The sequence below is a fragment of the Photorhabdus bodei genome (assembly GCF_003287735.1).
Taxonomy (GTDB): domain Bacteria; phylum Pseudomonadota; class Gammaproteobacteria; order Enterobacterales; family Enterobacteriaceae; genus Photorhabdus; species Photorhabdus kayaii.
Window position 1 is genome coordinate 54,687 of sequence record NZ_NSCM01000019.1, and the last position, 15,119, is coordinate 69,805.

The 15,119-nt window shown below is 41.1% G+C and carries 18 protein-coding genes and 1 riboswitch; of the genes, 12 read left to right on the forward strand and 6 right to left on the reverse strand.

Annotated elements, in window-relative coordinates:
• The first annotated feature begins 19 nt into the window (after positions 1-19).
• From glnE to CKY02_RS12605, 6 genes are all read left to right on the forward strand, one after another.
• On the forward strand, positions 20-2,875 hold the full coding sequence (gene glnE / locus CKY02_RS12585; RefSeq protein ID WP_112895534.1) for a bifunctional [glutamate--ammonia ligase]-adenylyl-L-tyrosine phosphorylase/[glutamate--ammonia-ligase] adenylyltransferase: 2,856 nt from the start codon (positions 20-22) through the stop codon (positions 2,873-2,875).
• Between the two features lie 85 nt (positions 2,876-2,960).
• Entirely contained in the window at positions 2,961-4,385 is a 1,425-nt protein-coding gene (hldE, locus tag CKY02_RS12590; RefSeq protein WP_112895535.1) for a bifunctional D-glycero-beta-D-manno-heptose-7-phosphate kinase/D-glycero-beta-D-manno-heptose 1-phosphate adenylyltransferase HldE, read from the forward strand.
• 13 nt (positions 4,386-4,398) lie between these two features.
• Positions 4,399-4,563 (forward strand): hypothetical protein, encoded by a 165-nt coding sequence (locus CKY02_RS24595; protein ID WP_167405304.1) that lies wholly within the window; start codon positions 4,399-4,401, stop codon positions 4,561-4,563.
• Positions 4,564-4,976: 413 nt separating this feature from the next.
• On the forward strand, positions 4,977-5,648 hold the full coding sequence (locus CKY02_RS12595) for a CsgG/HfaB family protein (protein WP_112895536.1): 672 nt from the start codon (positions 4,977-4,979) through the stop codon (positions 5,646-5,648).
• A gap of 21 nt (positions 5,649-5,669) precedes the next feature.
• Positions 5,670-6,029, forward strand: coding sequence for a DUF4810 domain-containing protein (locus CKY02_RS12600; protein ID WP_112895537.1), 360 nt, complete (start codon positions 5,670-5,672; stop codon positions 6,027-6,029).
• A complete protein-coding gene (locus CKY02_RS12605; protein ID WP_112895538.1) occupies positions 6,026-6,694 on the forward strand; it encodes a DUF799 domain-containing protein in 669 nt (222 codons plus the stop codon). Before CKY02_RS12600 ends, CKY02_RS12605 begins: the two co-directional genes overlap by 4 nt.
• A 79-nt stretch (positions 6,695-6,773) precedes the next feature.
• On the opposite strand, the gene ubiK is transcribed toward CKY02_RS12605, so the two are convergent.
• A complete protein-coding gene (gene ubiK, locus CKY02_RS12610) occupies positions 6,774-7,061 on the reverse strand; it encodes a ubiquinone biosynthesis accessory factor UbiK (RefSeq protein ID WP_112895539.1) in 288 nt (95 codons plus the stop codon).
• A gap of 136 nt (positions 7,062-7,197) precedes the next feature.
• Positions 7,198-7,375, forward strand: a riboswitch (FMN riboswitch).
• A 139-nt stretch (positions 7,376-7,514) separates the two neighbouring features.
• Between ubiK and ribB the strand changes: the two genes are divergently transcribed.
• The 3 genes from ribB to CKY02_RS12625 all read left to right on the forward strand — a co-directional run bounded on the left by ribB (position 7,515) and on the right by CKY02_RS12625 (position 9,388).
• The gene (gene ribB / locus CKY02_RS12615; RefSeq protein WP_112895540.1) at positions 7,515-8,168 is read left to right on the forward strand and encodes a 3,4-dihydroxy-2-butanone-4-phosphate synthase; all 654 of its coding nucleotides are present in this window, start codon (positions 7,515-7,517) and stop codon (positions 8,166-8,168) included.
• A 194-nt stretch (positions 8,169-8,362) separates the two neighbouring features.
• On the forward strand, positions 8,363-9,148 hold the full coding sequence (ygiD, locus tag CKY02_RS12620) for a 4,5-DOPA-extradiol-dioxygenase (protein WP_112895541.1): 786 nt from the start codon (positions 8,363-8,365) through the stop codon (positions 9,146-9,148).
• A 45-nt stretch (positions 9,149-9,193) separates the two neighbouring features.
• Positions 9,194-9,388 (forward strand): hypothetical protein, encoded by a 195-nt coding sequence (locus CKY02_RS12625; RefSeq protein ID WP_112895542.1) that lies wholly within the window; start codon positions 9,194-9,196, stop codon positions 9,386-9,388.
• Here the strand turns inward: CKY02_RS12625 and CKY02_RS12630 are convergent.
• Both CKY02_RS12630 and CKY02_RS12635 read right to left on the reverse strand, forming a co-directional pair.
• Positions 9,385-9,660 (reverse strand): type II toxin-antitoxin system RelE/ParE family toxin, encoded by a 276-nt coding sequence (locus CKY02_RS12630; protein ID WP_112895543.1) that lies wholly within the window; start codon positions 9,658-9,660, stop codon positions 9,385-9,387. The two genes, CKY02_RS12625 and CKY02_RS12630, sit on opposite strands and share 4 nt — an antisense overlap.
• 2 nt (positions 9,661-9,662) lie before the next feature.
• Complete coding sequence (locus CKY02_RS12635) at positions 9,663-9,911, reverse strand: CopG family ribbon-helix-helix protein (protein WP_036778328.1); 249 nt, start codon at positions 9,909-9,911, stop codon at positions 9,663-9,665.
• A 327-nt stretch (positions 9,912-10,238) separates the two neighbouring features.
• Between CKY02_RS12635 and CKY02_RS12640 the strand changes: the two genes are divergently transcribed.
• Together CKY02_RS12640 and CKY02_RS12645 are read left to right on the forward strand one after the other, a co-directional pair.
• Positions 10,239-10,904: a hypothetical protein gene (locus CKY02_RS12640; RefSeq protein ID WP_112895544.1), complete on the forward strand. Its 666-nt coding sequence runs from the start codon at positions 10,239-10,241 to the stop codon at positions 10,902-10,904.
• Positions 10,901-11,344 carry a hypothetical protein gene (locus tag CKY02_RS12645; protein WP_146747433.1) on the forward strand — a complete coding sequence of 148 codons (444 nt, stop codon included), beginning with the start codon at positions 10,901-10,903 and terminating at the stop codon, positions 11,342-11,344. The genes CKY02_RS12640 and CKY02_RS12645 overlap by 4 nt, the downstream gene beginning before the upstream one ends.
• 133 nt (positions 11,345-11,477) lie before the next feature.
• On the opposite strand, the gene CKY02_RS12650 is transcribed toward CKY02_RS12645, so the two are convergent.
• The 3 genes from CKY02_RS12650 to CKY02_RS12660 form a co-directional block, all read right to left on the reverse strand.
• Positions 11,478-11,957: an Hcp family type VI secretion system effector gene (locus CKY02_RS12650; protein WP_112895546.1), complete on the reverse strand. Its 480-nt coding sequence runs from the start codon at positions 11,955-11,957 to the stop codon at positions 11,478-11,480.
• A 109-nt stretch (positions 11,958-12,066) separates the two neighbouring features.
• Positions 12,067-13,227, reverse strand: coding sequence for a glutathionylspermidine synthase family protein (locus CKY02_RS12655; protein WP_112895547.1), 1,161 nt, complete (start codon positions 13,225-13,227; stop codon positions 12,067-12,069).
• 6 nt (positions 13,228-13,233) lie between these two features.
• Positions 13,234-13,941, reverse strand: a complete 708-nt coding sequence (locus tag CKY02_RS12660) for a DUF1190 family protein (protein WP_112895548.1) — start codon at positions 13,939-13,941, stop codon at positions 13,234-13,236.
• A 556-nt stretch (positions 13,942-14,497) separates the two neighbouring features.
• Between CKY02_RS12660 and CKY02_RS12665 the strand changes: the two genes are divergently transcribed.
• The gene (locus tag CKY02_RS12665) at positions 14,498-14,899 is read left to right on the forward strand and encodes a DUF2628 domain-containing protein (RefSeq protein ID WP_112895549.1); all 402 of its coding nucleotides are present in this window, start codon (positions 14,498-14,500) and stop codon (positions 14,897-14,899) included.
• Positions 14,900-15,119: the final 220 nt, after the last annotated feature.

Below are 15,119 nucleotides of genomic sequence, written 5' to 3' on the forward strand. Positions count from 1 at the left end.
TAAATAATAGGAATTCTCTATGTTGCCACTTTCAACTCCGCTTCTGGCCCAGTTACAGCGTGTGACTGAACATTTTCATCAACTAACTTTGAACGTTGAGCCTGTTGCTGCTCATGAGCAGGCCATATTATCCCTGAGCGATTTTGTTGTTGAAAACCTGCAAACTCATCCTGAATGGTTAGCTGAGATCCGCCAACATCCACCTGAAGCGCAGGAGTGGCATCAATATGCTGAATGGCTGCAACAATTACTCGCATCAGTAGAGGATGAAAATACCCTCATGCGGGTTTTACGCCAGTTCCGTAACAAGATTCTGGTCAGAATAGCCTGGTCGCAGGCGCTACATAGCATGACGACTCAGGAGACACTGCAACAGCTTAGTATGTTGGCTGAAACGTTGATTATTGCTGCCCGTGATTGGTTGTATCAGCGTTGTTGTCAGGATTGGGGAACGCCTTGTAATGAGCGAGGCGAACCACAACCGCTGTTGATTCTCGGTATGGGAAAACTGGGCGGTGGTGAATTGAACTTCTCTTCTGATATTGATCTGATTTTTGTCTATCCTGAAAACGGCATTACCCAAGGTGGCCGGCGTGAAATGGATAACACCCAGTTTTTTACCCGCTTGGGGCAGCGTCTTATCAAAGTGCTCGATCAACAAACTGTGGATGGTTTTGTGTATCGGGTAGATATGCGCTTGCGCCCGTTCGGTGATAGTGGCCCATTGGTGTTTAGTTTTGTTGCACTGGAAGATTACTATCAAGAGCAAGGGCGTGATTGGGAACGTTATGCGATGGTGAAAGCACGGATTATGGGTTCGGGCAACCAAGAGTATGGTGAAGAGTTACGCCGGATGTTGAGACCATTTATCTTTCGCCGTTACATTGATTTCAGTGTGATTCAATCCTTGAGAAATATGAAAGGCATGATTGAACGGGAAGTGCGTCGCCGTGGCTTGAAAGACAATATCAAACTGGGGGCTGGTGGTATTCGTGAAATTGAATTTATCGCCCAGGTGTTCCAACTGATTCGTGGTGGACGTGAACTGTGTTTGCAATCTCAGGCGTTGTTACCAACTCTGCAAATGATAGCGCAGTTGGCGCTTTTGCAACCATTGCAGGTGAAACAACTTTCTGACGGTTACCTTTTTTTGCGGCGGTTAGAAAATCTTTTACAGTCAATTAATGATCAACAAACTCAGACTCTGCCAGAAGATGAGCTGAATCGTTCACGACTGACATGGGGCATGGGATTTGAAAGTTGGGACGCTCTGATAATTGAGTTGAACAGCAAGATGGGTGCTGTTCGGGCTATTTTTACGCAATTGATTGGCGATGACAGTGATAATAGTGAAGAGGAACTTAGTCATGTACCATTTAAAAGTCTGTGGCTGGAAGAGCTCGAAAAAGAAGAGTTAATCATACTAGCTCCGCACTTGGATGAAGAGATTGCACAGCAGATATTGCATATTATTTCTGTGTTCCGCCATGATGTGGGTAAAAGAACCATTGGCCCTCGTGGGCGTGATGTGCTCGACCATCTGATGCCACGTTTATTGGCAAAAGTCTGTTTGCGGCAAGATGCCAATCAAGATGTCAATATAGTGCTAGATCGGGTTATCCCTCTGTTGTTAAGTATTGTCAGCCGTACAACTTACCTGGAACTGATACTTGAATCGGAAGCTGTACTGACACATGTTATCCGGCTGTGTGCTGCTTCACCGATGATTGCGACTCAGCTTGCCTGCCATCCATTGTTGCTGGATGAACTGCTTGATCCACAGTTTCTGTATGAGCCTTTGCCATTAAATGCCTATAAAGATGAATTGCGGCAATATTTGTTGCGGATACCAGAAGATGATGAAGAGCAACAACTAGAAGCGCTCCGCCAGTTTAAGCAGGCTCAATTACTGAGAATTGCGGCGGAGGATATCACTGGTGTATTGCCGGTGATGAAAGTCAGTGATCATCTCACTTATTTGGCAGAAGCGATTATTGAAGCAGTTGTTCAACAGGCGTGGGGACAAATGGCAAAACGTTATGGTGTTCCATCACATTTGAGTCAGCGGCAAGGTCTGGGATTTGCTGTGATTGGTTATGGCAAATTGGGTGGTTGGGAGTTGGGCTACGGTTCTGATCTTGATTTAGTTTTCCTGCTTGATTGCCCGGTGGATGTGATGACTGATGGCGATCGATCAATTGATGCTCGGCAATTTTATTTGCGTCTTGCCCAACGAATTATGCACTTGTTCAGTGCTCGAACCTCCTCTGGTGTGTTGTATGACGTGGATGTCCGCCTGCGTCCTTCAGGCGAATCAGGCATGTTAGTCAGTACCATCGGTGCGTTTGCTGATTATCAGCAGAATCAAGCGTGGACTTGGGAACATCAGGCGTTGGTACGTGCCCGTATGGTATTTGGTGATGAAAACTTGCATCGGGATTTTGAGCGGATACGCCATCAGACATTATGTACGCGACGAGAGCCCGCTTTGTTACGTCAGCAAGTAAGGGAAATGCGGGAAAAGATGCATAAACATTTAGGCAGTCACGATTCAGATCAATTTGATATTAAAGCTGATCCGGGAGGGATCACCGATATCGAATTTATCGCTCAATATTTGGTGCTTCGTTATGCTACTGAAAATGCGCGTTTGGTGAGTTGGTCGGATAATGTACGGATTTTTCAATTAATGGCGGCTTATGAAATTATGGATGAAGATGAGGCAGCCGCATTAACGCAGGCTTACGTTTCTATGCGTGATGAACTACATCATCTGGCGTTACAGACGCTTTCCAGTCGGGTATCAACCCATTGTTTCAGTGAACAACAGGAACGGGTTCGTCGTAGTTGGCAACAGTGGTTGGGTGAACAATAACGGGTTTTACTGGTTTGGTGTAGGGATTTTACGGTCGTATGATAATATTTGGCATCAATTTAATATCTAATATTTGGAGCAAGGGATGAAAATGACACTCCCGGATTTTCACTGTGCAGGAGTTTTAGTCGTCGGTGATGTTATGTTAGATCGCTACTGGTATGGGCCGACCAGCCGGATTTCACCGGAAGCGCCGGTGCCTGTTGTAAAAGTCAATACTATTGAGGAGCGTCCGGGAGGCGCTGCCAACGTTGCTATGAATATTGCTGCTCTTGGGGCAAATTCGCATTTAATCGGTTTGACTGGGATTGATGACGCAGCACATGCGCTGAGTGAGAAACTGAGCAGTGTCAAGGTGCGCTGTGACTTTGTTTCTGTCCCAACCCATCCGACAGTGACTAAACTGAGGGTACTTTCCCGTAATCAGCAGTTAATTCGCTTAGATTTTGAAGAAGGTTTCGATAACATTGATGCGCAGCCAATGTTTGAACGTATTGAACAGGCGTTGCCCCATATTGGAGCATTGGTTCTATCTGACTACGCCAAAGGTGCACTGAGTCAAGTTCAGGAAATGATCAAACTGGCAAACGCGGCCAAAGTCCCGGTATTAATCGATCCGAAAGGTAATGATTTTGAGCGTTATCGTGGTGCAACTTTGTTAACGCCAAATCTGTCTGAATTTGAAGCGGTAGTGGGCCACTGCAAAGATGACAATGAGTTGGTTGAGAAGGGTACTCGGCTAGTTAAGGATTTGGATCTTCAGGCATTACTGATCACCCGTTCTGAACAGGGAATGAGCTTGCTGAGTGTTGATCAACCGCCATTACATTTGCCTACGCAGGCGCAGGAAGTGTTTGATGTTACGGGTGCCGGTGATACGGTTATTGGTGTGTTAGCAACGGCGATTGCGGCTGGAAAGCCACTGAATGAGGCTTGTTTTCTGGCGAATGCTGCTGCGGGAGTTGTCGTTGGCAAACTGGGAACGTCGACCGTTTCGCCGATTGAACTGGAGAATGCTATCCGTGGCCGCGCTGAAACAGGTTTTGGTGTGATGACTGAATTTCAGCTTAAACAGGCTGTTGCTGATGCTCGTCAACGTGGTGAAAGGATCGTGATGACTAATGGCTGCTTTGATATTCTGCATGCAGGTCATGTCTCATATCTGGAGAATGCTCGTAGATTGGGTGATCGGTTAATTGTTGCTGTTAACAGTGATGCATCGACTAAACGGCTGAAAGGTGAGAGTCGTCCTGTTAATCCACTAGAGCAACGAATGATTGTGTTATCTGCTCTGGGCGCTGTGGATTGGGTTGTTCCGTTTGAAGAGGATACACCACAGCGATTGATTGCGGATGTTTTGCCGGATGTATTGGTAAAAGGGGGAGATTATAAACCGGAAGAAATTGCTGGTAGTGAAGAAGTTTGGGCTGCGGGCGGAGAAGTCAAAGTGTTGAACTTTGAAGATGGTATTTCGACAACTAATATCATCAAAGTGATTAAAAATCAGTGAATAATGTTTTAGCTTGTCATTGAAAATAGTCAGAAGATATTACTGTATTGATCACTGTAAATTATTTATACCCGTCATCTTTCAAGCTGCCTCTTTGTTGGCTGCACTCACTCACCCCGGTCACATAGTTATCTATGCTCCCGGGGATTCGTTCCCTTGCCGTCGCGATGCAACTTGAAATCCATAGGGTATATATTATTATAATGAAAGTCGGGCAAGATATGAAATCTTCCCGGCTATTTTTTATTTAACCTGTGCTTGATTGAGTGATATTTCATCATAAATAATATAGATATTTTTAATATCGTGTGCGAGTAATTTAATTAACGATATGATTATCATTAAAATATTTTAATGATAATTTTATTTAGTGTAATTTTATTCTCTGGGTGATAAGGGGTTAATCAGAAGAAGTGTGATGTGACAGATAATTTTTTATCTTTTTGGCATAAAATGCTGGTCACATAACGCTGGCTTATTCATAATGATTTCTGATGTAAATGATTTTTTAATAAAATATCTTATCTATAACTTTTACATCTTAAGGTTAGTAGATAAAACGGATAAATTTTTACGCAGGAATAAGTTCTTATGCAAGGTAAGTTGATTTTATCTTCAATTTGTTTAGCTTCGGCAATATTAGCAGGGTGTACAACTGAATCTTCTAATACCGTCCAGGTACAAAAAGTTAATTCTTATAATACGGTATATCAGGGTGTTCGTAGTCCAATTGCGATCGGTAAGTTTGAAAACCGTTCCAGCTATCAAAATGGCATTTTCTCCGACGGAATTGATCGCCTTGGTAACCAATCTAAAACGATTTTAGTCTCGCACTTACAGCAGACTGGACGCTTTACGGTGCTGGAACGTACTAATATGGCGGAACTGAAAGCAGAGGCGGGTTTACAAGGTAAATCGCAGAAGTTGAAAGGTGCTGCTTACGTTATTACCGGTGATGTAACTGAATTTGGCCGCAAGGAAGTGGGTGATCATCAGTTATGGGGACTGTTAGGGCGTGGTAAATCCCAGGTGGCTTATTCTAAAGTCATGCTGAATGTGGTGAATGTAGAAACTTCCGAAGTGGTTTTCTCTGTAGCAGGGGCTGGGGAGTATAAATTATCCAACCGTGAAATTATCGGCTTTGGTGGCACTGCTAGCTATGATTCCACACTGAATGGTAAGGTATTGGATCTGGCTATTCGTGAAGCAGTAAACCGTCTGGTTGAAAGTATTGAATCCGGTGCATGGAAGCCATCTAATTAAGAAATATAGGGATATATATTCATGATGTTAATGAAAAAAGCGGGCTTATTGCTGGCAGCTATGGCCTTAGCGGGTTGCGTCACGCAGCCAAAAACAATTTATGAGTGGGATAAATACCAACCTACAATTTATCAATATTATCAGCAGGATAAGATAGGGTTTGAAGAGCAGTTACAGGCTTTGCAGCAGGTAATTGAAAGAGCGAAAGCGAAAGATAAACCTGTACCGCCTGGGCTGCATGCACAGATGGGTCTGCTTTATAGCAAAACAGGTCGGGTTTCAGAAGCATTCCATCAGTTTGAAATAGAGAAAAAATTATTTCCTGAGTCAGCGCCATTTATGGACTTTTTATTAAGTAAAAATAAAGGAACTATGCAATGAACCGTATTCTCGTCGCATTAAGTTTATTAGCGGCATTTGTGCTGACAGGATGTAGTAAATCTGTCCCTTATGATTACACTGCATTTAAAGAAAGCAAACCAAAATCTATTCTGGTTCTGCCGGCGGTAAACAAATCTTTGGAAGTTAAAGCAGGGCACAGCCTGATTTCTCATGTGACATATCCATTGGCAGAATCCGGCTATTACGTTTTTCCGGTTGCTGTTGTGGAAGAGACATTTCAGCAAAATGGTGTGACAGCGGCACAGGATGTTCAGAATATCAGTTACAAAAAATTACATGATATTTTTGGTGCAGATTCAGCGCTCTATTTGGATATTGAAGAATATGGTACTCAATATCAGATTATTAATAGCGATACTCGTGTAACGGCTTCAGCAAGGTTGGTGGATTTGCGTAGTGGCAAGCAACTGTGGCATGGTTGGACAACTGCTTCATCGACTGAAGATCAAAATAGTTCTAATAATCTTGTTGGCATGTTGGTATCTGCCGTAGTTTCACAGATAGCTAATACCATTATGGATAGAGGTCATGAAATTGCCGGCATTACAAGTAACCGCTTACTGACAGCCGGTGGTAGTCATAGTTTGCTTTATGGCCCACGTTCTGAGCATTACGGCAAAGAGCAGCATTTAATTTCTAATTAAGTGTGGGTGTGGTGATGAGCAGATATGATATCTGCTCATTATCGCGGTTATTTCTATGTAAGGTAATATAAGGTAATAATTATTCTTCTTTTGCCGTGTTATCAGCAGATGGAACATACTTATTTTCAAACTTCGCTTCTAGTTCATTTAAACGCTGCTCCATCGCGGTCAATTTTTCACGAGTACGTAGCAGAACCTGAGTTTGGATATCAAATTCTTCACGATTCACTAAGTCAAGCTTGCCAAGTTGGGATTGCAAAATCATCCGTAATTTTTTCTCCACATCACCACCAAACTCTTTAACCCCCTTTGGTAAAGAATCTTGGATCTGGCGGGCAATTTGTTCAATTTTTTTTGGATCGAGCATGATGCATCCTTTTTATGACATAAATAATTCCTGAATAGTGTAATACCAGATAGTAAAACCACAAACCATTGTGAGCTAGGTTTCACATTTGATTTTGTCGATTGCCGCCGGCAAATATTAGCGTTATAGTTCACTGGCTTATCTCAGGGCGGGGTGAAAGTCCCCACCGGCGGTAAACATCAGTCTATCTTTCTGGTGGCATGGTGAAGCCCGCGAGCGCTCCGTTTGTGGTTATCTTTATGATAAAACGGAGGTCAGCAGATCCAGTGTAATTCTGGAGCCGACGGTGATAGTCCGGATGGGAGAGAATAACGGCATCTGTCGGGCTCTGTGCTCGTCTGTTGTTCCGGCTATGGCATTTATATTGTGTTACGAAATATTATGTCATAGCGAGAACTCCTCAAGACCGCCCTGATTCTGGTAATCCATAAATTTTAATGAGGTTTCTTTACCATGAATCAGACGCTACTTTCTGAATATGGCACATCATCAGAACGTGTTGAACACGCCATTAACGCTTTGCGTGATGGAAGAGGGGTGATGGTGTTGGATAATGAAGATCGTGAAAATGAAGGTGATATTATCTTTGCGGCCGAAACAATGACTGTAGAGCAAATGGCACTGACTATCCGTCATGGCAGTGGTATTGTCTGCTTATGTCTGACAGAAGAACGCCGCCAGCAATTACAATTGCCCATGATGGTAGAAAATAACTCTAGTTCGTTCCAGACTGCATTCACCGTAACCATTGAGGCCGCTCAAGGGGTGACGACGGGGGTTTCTGCGGCTGACCGTATCATGACTATCCGTGCAGCGATTGCAGATAATGCCAAACCCAGTGATTTGAACCGTCCGGGACATGTTTTTCCACTGCGCGCTCAACCTGGTGGCGTGTTGGTTCGTCAAGGGCATACTGAGGCAACAATTGATTTAGTCAGTTTGGCCGGTTTTAAACCCGTAGGTGTATTGTGCGAATTAACCAATAATGACGGTTCAATGGCGCGTACCCCGGAGGTAGTGCAATTTGCGAAACTACATAATATGCCGGTAGTCACTATTGAGGATCTGGTGATTTATCGCCAGGCAATAGAGCAGATAGCAAGCTGAGTCGTAATTGTCCGATAACCGGATGAAATATCAGTTATAACCTACACGTTCTCTAAAGTCACAGTTTACGCAAGCTGTGACTTTTCAGTTTTTTTGAAAAACTCCATCACCGTTAGCCCACTGTTTTGCTTATCTGAAAGGCGTAACCTGTCCGCAAGTATTAAAATTACCTATATTTGGTGTGGGAGGTCGTTATGAATATTTCCAGAATGCCAGCACTGTTTATTGGTCATGGCAGTCCAATGAATGTACTGGGAGAAAATCGCTATACCAATGTGTGGCGTGAACTTGGTGAAAGACTGCCTGTACCCAGAGCGATTCTGGCGATTTCTGCTCATTGGTATACCAATGGCACAGCAGTAACCGCCATGAGTCAACCGAGGACTATTTATGATTTTCGTGGTTTTCCACAAGAATTGTATGAAATTCAATATCCGGCTAAGGGCTCGCCTGAATTGGCCGTTTTAGTGCAAGAGATGCTGGAACCTGTGGAAGTTTATGCTGATTATCATCAATGGGGGTTGGATCACGGGACTTGGGGCATTCTGGTTAAGATGTATCCTCAGGCTAATATTCCAGTGATTCAACTGAGTATAGATGATGCCAAGCCAGCGACGTATCACTATGAATTAGGGAAAAAGCTGGCTGTTTTACGAGATGAAGGTGTTTTAATCCTGGGGAGTGGTAATGTGGTACACAATCTTAGTACCATGAAACGGCAGGAACCTAATGCTGACCCGTATCCTTGGGCAGAAACATTTAACCGTTATGTGCGTGATAACCTTACCAGTTATGAGCAACCTTATCCTTTGATTCATGCACTGGACAGAGAAGATGGCCTATTATCGAACCCATCTCCTGAACACTTTTTTCCGTTGCTGTATATCATGGGAACGTGGGATAGAAAAGAAACGGTTTCCATTCCTGTAGATGGTCTTGAGTCTGGTTCGCTGAGTATGTTGTCTGTGCAGGTGGGTTAAATTGAACGTTCTTGTCGTTATTATCCGCATTTGACACAAGAGGAATTGATTCAACAGCACAGCCGGTTGAGTGATGCTCTGTGGGTAATTGCCCGTGAATTGGGGCTTTCAAGTTGGGTTAAGCTGAAAGCCCATGTCGACGCACTGGAACAGGTCAGAATGGCTAGTCAAATTCAGAATTTAGCACCAGATCATGAACTTGCTATACTGCATATCCTTTTGAGGATGGTTTTTAACTAACGTTTTTCTCGGGTATGCCAAAGGTCTACAATGTAAATTGTATCGTTGGATATCTCGTAATGGACTTCGTAATCACTAAAAAGTACCTTACGTACCTCGCGGGGCTTATATCTAGGCTGAGGAATCCTTATCTTAGGTTGCAATGCCAGATCTGTAGTGCTGATAATTAGATGGTCTAACACATTATTAGCATGTGATTTACTGTATTGACAGGCAAAATGATAGATGCGCTCCAAATCATTTTGAGCTTTAAGTGTCCAATAAACCTCCATGATTATGATTTTTTCAGCTTGGATGCAAAATTAATAACATCTGAATGATTCACAATACGGCCTGTATCGACATCCGCGAGGCCAGCCAAAATCATTTGGTGGCGATGTTCACGTTCCTCAATCATTGAGGTAAGAGCCTCTTTAATGATCCACGATTTTGAGCGATCTAACTCTTTGGCTAAATCGTTTATGGCTGTAGCTAGTTTGATAGGTATCTGTGCGGTAATCGTCTGTTTTGCTGATATGGACATAAGAGCTCCCAATAAAAACCAATAATAGTTATTGAACATTATAGCATCAATAACGGTCAGATTCTTTATTTTTTAAGGCTTGATAGCTGACCGGTGAGACAGGGATTTTCTTGCCCATTGTGTGAAAATGCATTGATGTTTCGTCACCAAAAATTTCATTGGTTCAATTATCTTTGTGTTATATATAAAGGAATCGATTTCGTGAGCAGTCTAATAGAATGAGGTCAAAAAAGATTGTAAAGTGATAACACTAAATTTTAGCTTAAAATATGGACAGTTATAACTGCAATTTTAATATCATGAGCTACAGTACAGAGATATTTAAAAATGACGAATAGGGTTGACATTGATAGCGGTAGGTTAATCTATACTGAAGATTTGGGATGGATTGATTTAGGTCATGCGAAAGGTGATGATTCTAAGATGTTGTGGAATCAATTGGTCACTGAAAGTAATAACTCATCTTATAAAAAAGGCTATTTCTTAGTCTATTATTTTCAGGAGATGAGTAAATACAATATCTCAACTCGGGTTGCTGCTCAGTGGATGGTAAAAAAAGGATTATCTATAGAAACTAAAAGGTCCATTGCATTTTCAATAATGTATTGTGTTTCGTTGGAGTTTGAAACTTTACAATCAAACTCGTTCTTTTCTCGTTTTAGTGATAGTGGATTTAGTTGCGAAGATTTGGTTTCAAATTTACTCGGTTTCTATAAGTCTGTATTACCAAGAAATTATATGTCTTTAATAAAGCCTAAAAATAAAGAATATGCCTATAAGATATGGGATTATTATGGACCTGTTGGTAAATATAAGAATAGAGAGCTAAGACCTTGGGTTTTCCCTGATCCGGATAAATATTCTAATAATGCTTTCCCATATAAGAAAAATCTCCCTTATTATCTGAATATAATTAAACCTTTTTCTTCTTATGAAAAAGATATTGTTATTAGTCATTATAAACCTACAACGATTTATGGCCTGAAATTATGAAGAAATTAACCATAACAATAGTAATGATACTAATGATGGCGTTATCTTGTATATGTTTATTTTTATGGTTATTTATGATGCCTAATGTTCTTTATAAAGAAAGTGATTTTTTAAAGTATCATCTTCTTACTAATGAAAAAATAAAAGAAGCTCCTCGTATTTCTAAAAATTATTTTTTTGAATATTATCCTAATGATGAATCATCGCCGATATATAGCTCCGTTTATTTTTGTGATTTGATAGATATGGATAATAGCTATAATAGAATGATTAATTATATGAAATCAACTGGTTATACAGTAAATAATGATGAAATATGGTATATGAAAGGTTTTGAGACTATATATGATGATTCTTTTATATTGTCAAAATCGTCTGTAGTTGAGAATGATAAAAAAGAACATTGCTTAGCATTAACCTTCGCTGAAAATGTTAAATGAGTTTAATAAGCTCTAATTATTGTTTGATATTATGAAAACTATTCATAAAGGAAATAAATGTTTGATATTGGTTTTTTCAAAAGAGATAAAATAATTGAAAATATATTGGGGATTTCTCCCCAATATATTAATTTTAACTGACCCTTTCATCCCATATACTATATCCAGATGTACCTGCAATATGGTGTTTCCATGTTATATTGCCATAGGCAATGGATATTATTTCGTAGGGCTGTGCGTCATTATGGGTAAGTGAATTAGGATAATGGGTGGATATGCTTTTTATCGAGGCGTGCATAATTTCAATTGAATAATATTTTTCCTGAGCACCATTATTTGATGTTCTATAAAAATCTAATCTACAATTGATAGATTCATTTTCTGATATTGCTATGCCTAATAGCGGAGATGACTTATCTATAGGTTTAGTGATTGAGATAGGTGCATGATTAATATTCTGTTCTCTGCTGATATCGTGGTCAAATGAGTAAACATAAATTTCATTTTCATGACCAGTTTGATATTTATTGCCGATGGAATCATAGGTAGAACAACCACTGGATATAAGCCCTTGTTTCTTACCTGTAATGGTTAAATATATTGTGTTCGCCATAGTATTTACCTTTATTATAAATTTATAAGGGTACAAAGTTTCTTCATTGGATATTTAAGGGAGGAATTTTGGATATTTAACTCTATTCCTCATTCCTCCCTATTCGGAATTAATCCAAAATAATATGTGGATAGAAGCGAGATAAATCCTGAGTTATGAGTTCGCTATCTTCTCGCAAACCAATACCGCAAGGCTGATCATTTACCAGCCAGCTACCAATTAGCGTATAATTGTCCCCGAATTTTGGCAGTGTATGAAATTGCTGAACGATCATACCTTCTTTACCGTAAGGGCCATCAACATTGGCAATTTCCTTGCCATTTTCAATAATACGGATATTAGCCCCCTCCCGTGAGAACAGTGGCTTAATAACATAGCTCTCCATTGCCGGATAATTATCATCGGCAAAATAAGCGGGTAGCAGGTTTGGATGATTTGGAAACATCTTCCACAACATGGGTAGCAATGCTTTGTTAGAGATAATACTTTTCCAGGCGGGTTCTAACCAACGAACGCCAGCATCTTCCAATTTGGTAGCGAAAATCTCACGGAACATCAATTCCCAAGGGTAGAGTTTGAACAGATTGCTGATCACCTGGTCTTGCAGGTCAGTAAACTGGCCTTTTTCCCCCAGACCGATATCTTCAATAAATAAGAATTCAGTTGGAACACCCGCTTCCAGTGCACAATCTTGCAAGTATTGAACAGTACCGCGATCTTCTTCCGTATCCTGACAGCAGGCCATGTGCAGTAAGCCAAAGCCATGTTCATCACGCAACTGAGCAAAGCGTTCAATTAACTGCTCTTGCATGCTGTTGAATTGATCGGCATGTGCTGGTAGTAACCCGGCATTCATCTGATCTTCTAACCAGATCCATTGGAAAAAAGCGGACTCATATAGCGAAGTTGGTGTATCAGCATTATTTTCCAACAGTTTTGCCGGGCTTTTACCGTCGTAAACCAAATCCAAACGGGAATAGAGTGATGGCTGGCTGGTAATCCAGGAACTACGGACAAAATCCCAACAATGCTTTGGAATCTGAAATTTAGTCAACAACTCTTCACTATCGACAACTTTCTCCACTACCTGCAAACACATTTGGTGTAGTTCTGCGGTGGTAGCTTCGATTTCTTCAATTTGGGCAAGAGAAAACTGGTAATAAGCCTCTTCACACCAGTAAGGTTCGTCATGCATGGTGTGAAAATTAAAGCCATATTCTATCGCTTTTTCACGCCAGTCCGGGCGTTCAGTAATAGCAATACGTTTCATCCGTGGTTAGCCTCCCATTGAACGGGATGTGGAGCCCGAAGAGGCGCTGCTGCGTTGCATGGTTGACTGTTTTGCAACAGAGTCACCGAAGCCGCCACGGGTAATGGTTGTGGTTGTTGCTGGTTTTGGTGCCATAGCCGTTTTAGGTACTGTCATGGAACGACCGCCTGCGGTTGCCGGGCCATAGCTTTTACCCGACGCATCAACGAATTGACCATTTGCCGGGCTGGTGGCGGATTTAGAGCTAAACAGAGGCTGTGATGGCGCTGAACCACCTCCCATTAGACGCCCCATCATATAACCTGCCATCAGCGGCATCCAGAAACTGCCGCTTTGCTGCGGCTGTGCCTGTGCTTCGCCATTGGTGGTGGTACTGGAAGCAGTGGAGCCAAGGCCAGCTTGCGCCGGGGTTTGAGTACATTGTGCTTCACCAAATTCGGCAATACAGTCTTCTTTGGTGGCATATTTAGGCGCTGTTTTTTCCGCTTCTTTCAACGCATTGTTGTAAGCAGTAGTACATTGCTCACTTTGTGATGGATTGGCTTGAGAACATTCATCTGCATTCATATAAAGAGAGACAGTTTCATCACTCTTTTCACAGGCAGATAACATGAAAACCGCACTGACAGCTATCGCCACAGGTGCAAGGCGATAGTTACGCCAAGCCTTACGGAATGTGTCGTGATTAATATCTTTGGTCCGCTTTATTGTCATCGTCGTATACCCAGATTTTAGATGTCTATGATTCTTTATGAAATAGCTTTAAGGATAGGGGAAATATGAACAAAATTAAAGCATAAACCTTCGATTGATAGCCTGATTTTTTGCCTCGCTGAAAAGGCGGCGGGATATTGATTGTCTGGTATTTTTGTTTAATCTGGTTTTAATGTTGTGAAATAGATATACCTGTCATCCTTCAAGTTGCCTCTTTGTTGGCTGCACTCACTCACCCCGGTCACATAGTTATCTATGCTCCCGGGGATTCGCTCCCTTGCTGCCGCGATGCATCTTGAAATCCATAAGGTATATATGAATTTAAAAAATGGGTGCTGTTATTGATATTTTATGATATTAATCCTGCTCCTGTAACTTATGGTAATTTAAGGATAATTAAACGAGTAAGATTATTATGTAAGTGAATCTACTAATTGCATTATTCTCGGTGATAATTCCAATGGGTAATGTTAGGAATATAATCTTAAATTAATAACAAATTGTTATTATATTATTGGTGTTGTATTTTTTATTTTAATTAAGGAAATTAAGTCGTATGGAAAAGAGTCATTATTCAGAAAGATGGCAGACGCGTTTTGCATTCTTTGAGCGCAATGGTGCTCCTAAAGCGCCTGAGTACAAAGCTGCTACGAAAGCAGAACCATTTATGCGTCGTATCTTGTTAAATATGAATTTTATCGCTTTCTTCTTTGGTTTTATTTACTTTTTCGTTTTAGGTTTATGGCGGAAGAACCTGACTTTATTTGGAGTCGCTGTTATAGTAGTGATTATATTGGGAGTTATTGAAGATGCTCTGAGTATTGATATTTCTCCTGCTGTCGGAATGGGGATTAAATTTGCATTTTCAGCAATATGGGGTACTACTGCTAACTATGCCTACTATTTGAAAGAAAAGCTAAATAGTCAGAGTTGGAATCCATTTGAAGGATTTTTTTAATTTATATATTTTTTATTAAGAAAAATAGCGGCTTTTCTTTCGGCACCTAAATTTAGTTGGTAAGTAAGAAATAAAACAGCCCGCTTTATGGCGCTGAGGAATCCCCAGAAAATAGACAGGCATAGCGTTGTGTGATCTACTGATTGTTCCACCAAGTCAATAAGGTCACTGCTATGCCTGTACGTGAAGTATGTCATAACTTCTTTAAAGATGCTTTATC

What these genes read in the sequence shown, in the direction of transcription:
- glnE (WP_112895534.1), top strand. Translation starts at nt 20, where the DNA reads ATGTTGCCACTTTCAACTCCGCTTCTGGCCCAGTTACAGCGTGTGACT.
- hldE (WP_112895535.1), top strand. Translation starts at nt 2,961, where the DNA reads ATGAAAATGACACTCCCGGATTTTCACTGTGCAGGAGTTTTAGTCGTC.
- CKY02_RS12595 (WP_112895536.1), top strand. Translation starts at nt 4,977, where the DNA reads ATGCAAGGTAAGTTGATTTTATCTTCAATTTGTTTAGCTTCGGCAATA.
- CKY02_RS12600 (WP_112895537.1), top strand. Translation starts at nt 5,670, where the DNA reads ATGATGTTAATGAAAAAAGCGGGCTTATTGCTGGCAGCTATGGCCTTA.
- CKY02_RS12605 (WP_112895538.1), top strand. Translation starts at nt 6,026, where the DNA reads ATGAACCGTATTCTCGTCGCATTAAGTTTATTAGCGGCATTTGTGCTG.
- ubiK (WP_112895539.1), bottom strand. Translation starts at nt 7,061, where the DNA reads ATGCTCGATCCAAAAAAAATTGAACAAATTGCCCGCCAGATCCAAGAT.
- ribB (WP_112895540.1), top strand. Translation starts at nt 7,515, where the DNA reads ATGAATCAGACGCTACTTTCTGAATATGGCACATCATCAGAACGTGTT.
- ygiD (WP_112895541.1), top strand. Translation starts at nt 8,363, where the DNA reads ATGAATATTTCCAGAATGCCAGCACTGTTTATTGGTCATGGCAGTCCA.
- CKY02_RS12630 (WP_112895543.1), bottom strand. Translation starts at nt 9,660, where the DNA reads ATGGAGGTTTATTGGACACTTAAAGCTCAAAATGATTTGGAGCGCATC.
- CKY02_RS12635 (WP_036778328.1), bottom strand. Translation starts at nt 9,911, where the DNA reads ATGTCCATATCAGCAAAACAGACGATTACCGCACAGATACCTATCAAA.
- CKY02_RS12640 (WP_112895544.1), top strand. Translation starts at nt 10,239, where the DNA reads ATGACGAATAGGGTTGACATTGATAGCGGTAGGTTAATCTATACTGAA.
- CKY02_RS12645 (WP_146747433.1), top strand. Translation starts at nt 10,901, where the DNA reads ATGAAGAAATTAACCATAACAATAGTAATGATACTAATGATGGCGTTA.
- CKY02_RS12650 (WP_112895546.1), bottom strand. Translation starts at nt 11,957, where the DNA reads ATGGCGAACACAATATATTTAACCATTACAGGTAAGAAACAAGGGCTT.
- CKY02_RS12655 (WP_112895547.1), bottom strand. Translation starts at nt 13,227, where the DNA reads ATGAAACGTATTGCTATTACTGAACGCCCGGACTGGCGTGAAAAAGCG.
- CKY02_RS12660 (WP_112895548.1), bottom strand. Translation starts at nt 13,941, where the DNA reads ATGACAATAAAGCGGACCAAAGATATTAATCACGACACATTCCGTAAG.
- CKY02_RS12665 (WP_112895549.1), top strand. Translation starts at nt 14,498, where the DNA reads ATGGAAAAGAGTCATTATTCAGAAAGATGGCAGACGCGTTTTGCATTC.